The sequence below is a fragment of the Pseudooceanicola nanhaiensis genome, from assembly GCF_020171315.1.
Classification (GTDB): domain Bacteria; phylum Pseudomonadota; class Alphaproteobacteria; order Rhodobacterales; family Rhodobacteraceae; genus Pseudooceanicola; species Pseudooceanicola nanhaiensis_A.
In genome coordinates this window covers 918,060-926,906 of the sequence record NZ_JAIUZP010000001.1, presented here as the reverse complement: position 1 = coordinate 926,906, position 8,847 = coordinate 918,060, and the positions used below count along the sequence as shown (strand labels likewise).

At 68.6% G+C, this 8,847-nt stretch carries 5 protein-coding genes; all 5 read right to left on the bottom strand.

The window, feature by feature from the left end:
- Positions 1-84: 84 nt before the first annotated feature.
- From LCM32_RS04325 to LCM32_RS04305, 5 genes are read right to left on the bottom strand one after another with little or no spacing between them, the layout of a single operon-like run.
- The gene (locus LCM32_RS04325; protein WP_224819811.1) at positions 85-882 is read right to left on the bottom strand and encodes an efflux RND transporter periplasmic adaptor subunit; all 798 of its coding nucleotides are present in this window, start codon (positions 880-882) and stop codon (positions 85-87) included.
- Positions 879-2,873 (bottom strand): translocase, encoded by a 1,995-nt coding sequence (locus tag LCM32_RS04320; RefSeq protein ID WP_224819810.1) that lies wholly within the window; start codon positions 2,871-2,873, stop codon positions 879-881. The genes LCM32_RS04325 and LCM32_RS04320 overlap by 4 nt, the downstream gene beginning before the upstream one ends.
- A 7-nt stretch (positions 2,874-2,880) precedes the next feature.
- Entirely contained in the window at positions 2,881-3,672 is a 792-nt protein-coding gene (locus tag LCM32_RS04315) for a SapC family protein (protein ID WP_224819809.1), read from the bottom strand.
- A gap of 13 nt (positions 3,673-3,685) precedes the next feature.
- The gene (locus LCM32_RS04310; protein WP_224819808.1) at positions 3,686-5,884 is read right to left on the bottom strand and encodes a biotin/lipoyl-binding protein; all 2,199 of its coding nucleotides are present in this window, start codon (positions 5,882-5,884) and stop codon (positions 3,686-3,688) included.
- Positions 5,881-7,734, bottom strand: a complete 1,854-nt coding sequence (locus LCM32_RS04305; protein WP_224819807.1) for an HlyD family efflux transporter periplasmic adaptor subunit — start codon at positions 7,732-7,734, stop codon at positions 5,881-5,883. The genes LCM32_RS04310 and LCM32_RS04305 overlap by 4 nt, the downstream gene beginning before the upstream one ends.
- Positions 7,735-8,847 lie beyond the last annotated feature (1,113 nt).

Below are 8,847 nucleotides of genomic sequence, written 5' to 3'. Positions count from 1 at the left end.
ACCAAAGGGGAAAGCCATAGTTTTATCTCCCTGAAACTCGTCGTTGCGACTGAAGGGCCCCGAAGGTGGCCCGGTGTTCTGTGTTTACCCGGCGCCGAATTCCAGCCGGCAGCGGTGCCCTGCGGGCAGCGCGCCATCGGCGTTCGGCAGTTGCAATTCGATGACGAAGGTCCCCGAGGCCGCGTCGAAGACGCGGTCCACAGCGGTGACCGTGGCGGCGTAGGCCCCGTCGAGCGGGGCCACGGGACGGATCGTGGCGGCGTCGCCCACCCTGACCTCGGCATAGAGCGAGACCGGCAGGAAGGCCTCGATCTTCAAGGGATCGAGCTGGACGATTTCCAGCACGTGATCGTCGTTGCTGATGTATTCGCCCGGCCCCATCACGCGCTTGGCCACGACCCCGTCCACGGGGCTGGTGATCCGGCGCTGCGCCAGGGCGATCTCGGCCCGGGCCAGTTCCTTGACGGCGATCTCCTGGTTCAGTTCGGCCTGCGCCAGCAGCCCGCGCGAGGCGATCAGCTCGCCCTCGACCTGGTTGAAGACCTCTTCGGTGGTCAGCCCGCGTCCGCGCATGGCCGAAACCCTCTCGAAGCGCTTCTCGATCATCTCGAGCTGTTCGGCCTGCGAGCGCACGACGGTGTCGTTCTCGGCCCGCAGACGCAGCAGGTCGACGGTGCTCTGCTCGATCTCCGAGACCAGCCGCGCCACCTCCTGTCCGGCCTGCACCGTGTCGCCGCGATCCACCGTCACCGCGTCCAGCAGGCCGGTGGCCGGGCTGCCCAGCTCGATCAGGTCCGACGGGTCCATGAGACAGTCGAAACTCTCGGCCCGCAGGACGGGCGCGGCGAGGACCAGAAGGGTGAGCAGCGGCAGGCGGATCATTCGAGACCTCCGGTGAAAGACAACATGCGATCGAGCCGGCGGTCCTGCCGGACGAGGTCCTTGCGGGCGCGGGCATGGCTCTTCTCGGCGCGGCGCTGAGCCCGGTCGAAGACCCTGGGTCGCGCGGCCAGCCCGAAGAGCGGCACCCGGGCCCATCCCTTCAGAAGCGGCGCACGCAGCACAGCGGCCAGCGGATCCTCGAGCGAGAGCAAGGTGGCGGCGGTGCCCGGTTCCCCGCGCCGTCCGGTCCGCCCGGCGAACTGCCGGTCGATGCGGGCGCTGTCGTGGCGTTCGGTCAGGATCACATGCAGCCCGCCCTTCTCGGACACCCCCGGGGCCAGCGCGATGTCGACCCCGCGCCCGGCCATGTTTGTGGCCACGGTGATGCGCCCGGGTTCGCCGGCGCGGGCGATGATCTGCGCCTCCTCGCCGTCGTTCTCGGCGTTGAGGACCACGTGGTCCATCCCCGCCCGCGACAACCACTCCGACACGGTCTCGGAAGTGGCCACGGACCGGGTGCCGATCAGAACCGGACGGCCGGCGGCGATGGCGCGGCGCGCCTCGGCCACCACGGCGGACCATTTGCGCTCGGCAGTGCGATAGACCCGGGGCGGATGGATACGGAGCCGCGAGCGGCGGTTCGGCGGGATGCGCTGCACGACGAGACCGAAGACGCTGCGCAACTCGCCGCGCACCTCGCGGGCGGTGCCGGTCATCCCGGCCAGTTTCTCGTAGCGGCGGAAGAAGCGCTGATAGGTCATGCGGGCGACCGGCAGGTTCTGCGCGGTGACCTCGACGCCCTCCTTGGCCTCGACCAGCTGGTGCATCCCGTCGGACCACGACCGGTCCGGCTGCAGGCGGCCGGTGTATTCGTCGACGATCTGCACCTTGCCCTCCCGCACGAGGTAATGGTCGCCGCTGTGGAACAGGAACAGCGCCGACAGCGCCTGGTAGACCACCTCCTCGCGCTTGATGCGGCTGGCCCAGATGCCGCCCTCGCCCTCGGTCAGCTCCTCCAGCCGGGCCTTGCCGCGCTCGGTCAGATGGACGCGGCGTTCCTCGGGGTTCAGCTTGTAATCGCTCCCCGAGGTGAGCAGACGGGCCAGCGCAAGCGCGCGATTGGCCCAGATCGCCTCTGCCTCGGGATCGGTCTGGCGCGAGATGATCAGCGGCGTCCGGGCCTCGTCTACCAGCACGCTGTCGGCCTCGTCCACGATGGCGAAGGCGAGCCCGCGCATCACCGGCTCCTGCCGGGTGTCCCCGCCGCTGAGACGGCGCAGCCGCTGACGCAGGCCCTGCGGCCCCTCCGGCCCGAAGGCGATCCGGTCGCGCAGGTAGTCGAAGGCGATCTCGGTGTTGGAGGCGTAGGTGATGTCCGCGTGATAGGCCGCGCGCCGCTCTGCGGGGGGCATCTTCTCGCGGATCACGCCGACGCGCAGGCCCATGCGGGCATAGAGCGGCGCGAGCCCTTCGGCATCGCGTTCGGCGAGATAGTTGTTCACGGTGATCACATGGGTCGGCACCCCACAGAGCGCGGCAGTGGCGGCGGCAAGGCCGGCGGTGATCGTCTTGCCCTCGCCGGTGTCCATCTCGATCAGGCGGCCGCGCAGCATGGCGAGCGCGCCGCGGATCTGGACGTCATGGTGGCGCAGGCCGAGGGTGCGGAAGGTCGCCTCGCGGGCGCAGGCCAATCCGAGGCGCAGGGTCGCGTCGGTCAGTCCGCAACGGCGCAGCTGCATCCGCAGCCGGCCCAGTTCGGCATCGAAGGCGGCCTCGTCCAGACCGGCCAGCCGTTGCCCGGCCCGCCGGATGCGGCGCACCGTGACCCTGTCACGCAGCGGGGCGGTCGCGCGCGAGGCCCCGCGCGCGACCGATCCGACCACCGCCTGCCCAGCCTCCTCCAGCCAGCCGTCATCGCGGTCTGCCCTTTCGGGGTAGAACCTGACGGCCGGGGGGCTGGCGAGTGTGCTGGCTGCCGATGGTCGGGGCATGGAAGGATCAGGCCTCCTCGGTTTCGGGCACCGGTTCGTCGCTGGCGACCTCCGGCGCGGTGTCCGGCGCCTCGGCCGCCGGGCTGGCGAGCTTGCCCAGCATGTCGTTGAAATGCCGCATCGAGTGGAGGTGCAGGAAGGTGCATTCCAGTTCGTCCGTGTCGAACATGGCGCGCAGGTCCGCATCCCCCAGCTTGCGCAGCTTCTCGCGGTTGATCGCCATGAAGCCCGAGAGCGACCGGCGGGCGCCGTCGGCCAGATTGAACTGCGCCTGCATCGGCTGAAGCAGCTCGAGGTCCATCAGGCGCTTGCAATAGGCCTCGGTCCGGCGGAACTGGCCCTGATATTCCTGCAGGAAGCGCAGGATGTTCTGCAGGTACTGCGTCTGGGTGCCGTCAGCGTCGAACAGGCGCTCCCCCTTGCCGTTCCGGTTGCAGCCCTCGAAGGTCTCATCCACGTAGAGGATGAAGTTCTTGCTGTCCTGATCCGTCGCGAAGACGAAGGGATAGCGGCGCACGAAGGCGGGAATGTAGCCCCCGGTCCACTTGCCCTCGGCATCGACATAGAAGTTCTCGGCGTCCTTCACGCCGAGGATGACAACCGGCATGACCTTTTCCGCGGTCCCCGCGAAGACGATGGGGTAATGCGCGGCGGCGGCCGAAAATTCGATCGCCGTCAGCGGAACCGAGTTCACCTTCTCGGCAAACCGGTAGGTCTGCCCGGTGCGAATGCTCAGGTCGCGGTGCGCCTTGGCGGTTACGGGAACGGCACGTTCGTAGAAGAGAAGTTGGGTTGTCATATCGTCCTTCCTGTCAGAGTTGGCTTGTTATGGTTGGCTTGCTCAGGGACGCGACCCGGTCGGGGGCCGCGAAGTACTTCAGGAATATCCGGGTGCCCGCGCGATAGAGCCGGGCCGCGATCGGGGTCTCGCCGTGGGAAAAGCGCACGAAGACCCGGTCGCCGTAGCTGTTCACCTGCGTCGGCGCGCCGACCTCGAGGTCGAGCAGGAACACCGGCTCCAGCGTCTGGATGCGGTCCGCCGGCGCGGTCGGGTCCAGCAGCAGCTGGCCGCCACCATTGGTGGCAAGTGCCGCGCTCGGAAGCGCGCGTGTCAGGCCCGGCGTGGCGCGGATCACCCGCGCAGGCCGGCCCGCGTGATCGCCGAAGAAGCGGACCTCGGTGGTGCGGGTGTCGCTGCGGACCTCCTCGGCCCGGGACTCGGGCACGGCGACGCGGATCAGCGGGTCGCGGAAGGCCGCCACCACCGCCAGCAGATCGCCCGGCCGGGCGTAGCGCCCGATGAGGCTTTCGGGATCGGGCAGGATCACCTGCCCCTCCGCCCCGGCCAGCACGGTCTGCTCGCGGATGCGCGTTTCGGTTAGGGCGAGGTCGGCACGGGCCGCCTCCAGCTCCTGCTCGAGGATCTTCAGCGTCACCCGCTCCGAGACCCGCTCCGCCTCCAACCGGCGCGCGATCTCGCCGAGCCGCGCTTCCAGCACCGCGCGACGGGCCTCGATCAGCGGGTCCTCGATGCGCATCAGGGGCGCACCGGCCGACACGATCTGGCCCGGGCGCACGTAGACCTCGGTCACGACGCCCTCCGCCGTCGCATTGGCGAAGGCGGCAGGCCGGGGCGAGACGACGCCCTCGGCCATGGTGTTGTAGGGCACCGGCACCGTCAGGACGGCGGTCACGATCGCCGCGAGGACGACGCCCGTCAGCGCCAGCGCGCGCCCCCGGTTGCGCCGGAGCGCCGGGTCCGCGACCACGTACCAGAGCCCCTTGAGCAGCGGCAGGATCAGCATCAGGAACAGGGCCCAGACCGCAAGGATCACCCCCACGACGAAGAAGCGCGTCGCCACGAGGCCGACGATCCCCATGGTGATCGTGAGCCGGTAGAGGAAGGCCGCGATGGCATAGCTGAAGAGCCAGCGTCCCTCACGCGGGGCCGTCACCGGGCTTTCGGCCCACCGCAGCCCGAAGGCATAGCGCTGCACGAGGTAGCCCACATAGGCATTGGCCCTCTGGCCGAGGTTCGGGATCTCGATCCAGTCGCTGAAGACGTAGTAGCCGTCGAAGCGCAGAAGCGGGTTGCCGTTGAAGAGCAGTGTCGAGACCCCGCCCACCAGCATCACGTTGAAGGCGAAGGCGCGCAGCAGCCCCTCCTCGGCCCCGGCCCAGATGATCATGGCGATGGCCGCAAGGAACACCTCGACGAGGATGCCCGCCGCGCCGACCAGCATCCGGCGGCTCTTGGCCGGGAAGGCGATACTGTCGGAGGCGTCCACATAGGGCACCGGCACGAAGACGAGGAACATCACCCCGATCTCATGGACCGACCCGCCCCAGCGCTTGATCGTATAGGCGTGGCCCAGCTCGTGCAGGGCCTTGACCGCCGGGTAGGCCACCATCAGCAGCAGCATGTTCTCGGCCGTGCTGACCCGGTCGAAGACGTTCTCGGTGAGCGGGCCCCAGTTCAGCGCCGCCAGCACGAGGCCATAGCCCACCACCGCAAGGAACAGCAGCAGCCCGAAGATCGAGTAGAGCGGGCGCACCAGCGGCATGGTGGCCGAGAGGAACCCGTCCGGATCGAAGACCGGCAGGCGCAGCGCCAGGGGATTCATGACGGAGCGCAGGATCTTCTGGCGCGCGGCCCGCCGCCCCCGGTCCGAAAGCTCGACAATGTCCGGCGGGACGTCCCCTGCGAGCACGTCTGCCGAGTAGAGCTGCCCCACCAGCCGGACGAGTTCGTCCTGCGTCACCGCATCCAGCGCCAGCTGGCTGAGCGCGAGGTCCCAGATCTGCGCCAGGGTGCGGTTGCCATCCATCATGCAGATCAGGCGATAGGCTTCGGGGGTGAAGCGGTGGAACCGGCCCGAGACCCGGTCCTGCAGCACGAACCAGAGCGTGCCGCGGTAGATGTGACGGTGGAAGCGCGCATGGGCCCGCAGCCGTGGCCGGAAGCCGGCCACCCTGTACCAGGAGGTGCTGGACCAGCTGCGCTGCGTCATGGCTGCCACCTCCACCAGGCCAGGCGGACCCAGTCGGCCAGCGTGTGCCCCAGCACCCAGATCAGCGGCTCCTGCGAAATGGCGGTGCGGGCGATGCCCTCCATGCCGGGCCGCAGCGCGGCGCTCTCGCCCAGAGGCTCGGCCTCGACCCGGAAGAAATTGCGCCCCTCGCCCTGCCGTGCCAGCGGGGTGATCGATGTCACCCGGTAGTCCAGCGGACGCTCGGGGAAGGCCGCCAGACGCAGGCTGCCGGCCTGATCGCTGGCGATGGCGTCGATGTCGCGCTCGTCCACCTCGAGGACCACGCGGAAACTGTCGAGCGGCGCGATCCGGAACAGGGTCTGGCCGCGTTCGATCGACCCGCCGACGTTCTGGCTCAGGTCGCCCTCGACCACATAGCCGGCAAAGGGGGCGCGGATGCGCGTGCGGGCCAGCTGCTCCTCGACGAGGCCCAGCTGGGCCTCTGCCTGGGCGATCTGCGACCGGATGATATTGGCCTCCGCGATCTCGCGCTCGGCAATCGCGCGCTCCAGCTCGCGGGTGCGCTGTTGCAGCGCCGTGGCAAGGCGCAGTTGTTCGAGGGACAGGTCCTTCTCATCCAGCACCGCGATGATCTGGTCCGCCTCGACCACGTCCCCGGCCCGCGCCGACTGGCCGGCAAGGTAACCGTTGAACGGCGCCACGATGCTGCGCTGCACCGTGCCCTCGATCCGTGCGGGCGAGGTCACGTCGTATTCGGTCTGGCTGAACCACAGGAAGGCCCCCAGCCCCGCCAGCACGAGCGTCGCCAGCTTGGCACCGAAATGCGACGGCCCAAGCAGCGCCATGAGCCCTGCCGCCACCGAGGCCAGCGCCCGGCGGGGCAGCCAGCGGCTTGCAAGCTGACGGTCGTGAATGATCGGCCCGGCCACGCTGGCCACGGCATCGCAGACCTCGACCTCGGCCGCGGTGAAGGGGGCGTCAGCCCGGCGCTCGAAGGTCAGCGCCCCGATGATATCGTTTCCGGCGGTCAGCGGAATGGTCAGCGCGCTGCCGACCCCGTGCGAACGCGCGAGGTCCTCATGGGCGCGGGCAACGCGGAACTCCCAGCCCTCCGGTTCGGGCCAGAGGATCACCGCCTCCTGGTCGACGGCCTCGTCCATGGCGAAACCGACCTCCCGGATCAGGTTGGACCGGCGACCGAAGCTGGACGCGCTGGAGACCGCCTGCACCCGCATCCGGCGCCCGTGCCTGAGGCCGAGGCTCACGGTTTCGCAGTCCATCCGGCGCGCGAGTTCGGTCACCAGCGCGGCGGAGGCTTCGTCGAGGCGGGGATGTTCGAGTAGGGTGGCCAGACTGTCGAAGGCGACGGTTATCCGCTCGCGGAGTTCGCCGTCACGGGCCTCCTGTTCGCGGCGCAGCAGCAGCTCGATCCAGCCGGCGCCCCATTGCAGCCTGCGGAAGAGCGCCGTGGTCGGGGCCGCCGTCGCAGGGGCCGAGATCGCCACAACGCCGAACAGCCCCTCCATCACGATGAGAGGCTGCGCCAGAACGCGCCGCGCCGTGCCCTCGCCGATGACCACCGGCTGCCGGGCCTCGAGCGCGCGCTGCGCGACCTCGTGCAAGTCGGCCTCTGCGGCGCTGCCGGCAGGCCAGCGCGCGGTTTCCCCGAAGGGACCGACGTCGGGCGCCTCTCCGGAGAGCAGCAGACCCGTGGCAAGACCGTCCACCTGCCGGGTCACGAGACCCAGCCATGTTTCGAGGTACTGCGGAAGCGTCTCTGCCTGCTGAAATCTCGTCCAAAGAGACTGATCGAGAATCGCATAAGAGACCGGCGGAGTCGCCGATGTTGGCTCGGATGCGTGGGTCATGTCACCGACTTCAGTAATTTCGGGCGGTCGACCGGATCGGCCGGTGGCCGTGCCACTGGCTCAGCGATGCCTAAAAGCGAATGCCCGATGTGGAACCGTTGAAAACGCGCGGCCCGTTAGCTCTAGGGATAAAAAATCTGTCTATCCCTTGACCTCGCACGCTAGCCAGACATTGACGCAACGTTAACAAGATCGAGAAACGATCGTGCGTTACAGTGCAGCAATTTGAAACCATCCTGCGCCCCTCCTGGCCCCCGCCCGGAAAACGCCTTGAGGATTGAGCAAAATTCCACCTCCGACAAGGTGCATGCGCAGTGAGCGGCGGCGGCCAAAATCTGCCGATTTCCTGCCTGATTGCTGCCGTCTTCCGGCGAACCGAAACGGCGCTCCACCCGAATCAACTCGGGTCTGTTCCTGCTGTTCGGCGCCACCTGTACACCGGCACACCGCCTAGCGCTTTGCGAATAAAGAATTCATTTGCTTTCCGAAACCGCTACGCAGAGTGACGCCGCGCCGGGGCCATGGAGCATTCGGCCGCTTCGCCTGCGTCACCGCCGCGCCTCATGCAGCCCGACGCCAAAGCCCCGGAATGAGCAGAACGGTTAAAGTCCGCTGAATGGCCCGATTTTCGGTATAGGAAACACTCTGTAGCGGAGCAATTTCACCGAAACTTCCGGCCCCGCTCACGCGTTCTTTTCACGTGGGGACCACTGAACCGGTCACGCCGGGCGCACTGCGGACGGCCTTCCCTCGCCGTGCCCTCCCCCGGCTACGGCGCCCTGACACGCCCCCGACGCCGTCATGACCGGGCGGAGCAGCCACCGCCCGCTGGCGCAGTCCGGCGGCCGGATGGCACGCACATGCGCCTCGACAGTCAGTCGCATGACACGGGCCGCCGATGCGGTCCGAGAGGTCGCGGTGACCGAACCAGTGTCTGAACCCGAGTCTGGCCCCCTGCCCGCACGAAAGTCCTAACCCCAGTCCGACGAAATCCAGTCTGATCGCCGGTGCGCTGCCTTGCCCGCGCGTGCCTCCGCAGCCCCTGCGCCCTGTCCTTGCGTCAGCTGCCCGCAAATTATCGATCCCCCCGCATCTTCCCTCTTGCGCCGGTCA

Coding starts and splice junctions, on each gene's coding strand:
- LCM32_RS04310 (WP_224819808.1), bottom strand. CDS start 5,884: ATGACGCAGCGCAGCTGGTCCAGCACCTCCTGGTACAGGGTGGCCGGC.
- LCM32_RS04320 (WP_224819810.1), bottom strand. CDS start 2,873: ATGCCCCGACCATCGGCAGCCAGCACACTCGCCAGCCCCCCGGCCGTC.
- LCM32_RS04305 (WP_224819807.1), bottom strand. CDS start 7,734: ATGACCCACGCATCCGAGCCAACATCGGCGACTCCGCCGGTCTCTTAT.
- LCM32_RS04325 (WP_224819811.1), bottom strand. CDS start 882: ATGATCCGCCTGCCGCTGCTCACCCTTCTGGTCCTCGCCGCGCCCGTC.
- LCM32_RS04315 (WP_224819809.1), bottom strand. CDS start 3,672: ATGACAACCCAACTTCTCTTCTACGAACGTGCCGTTCCCGTAACCGCC.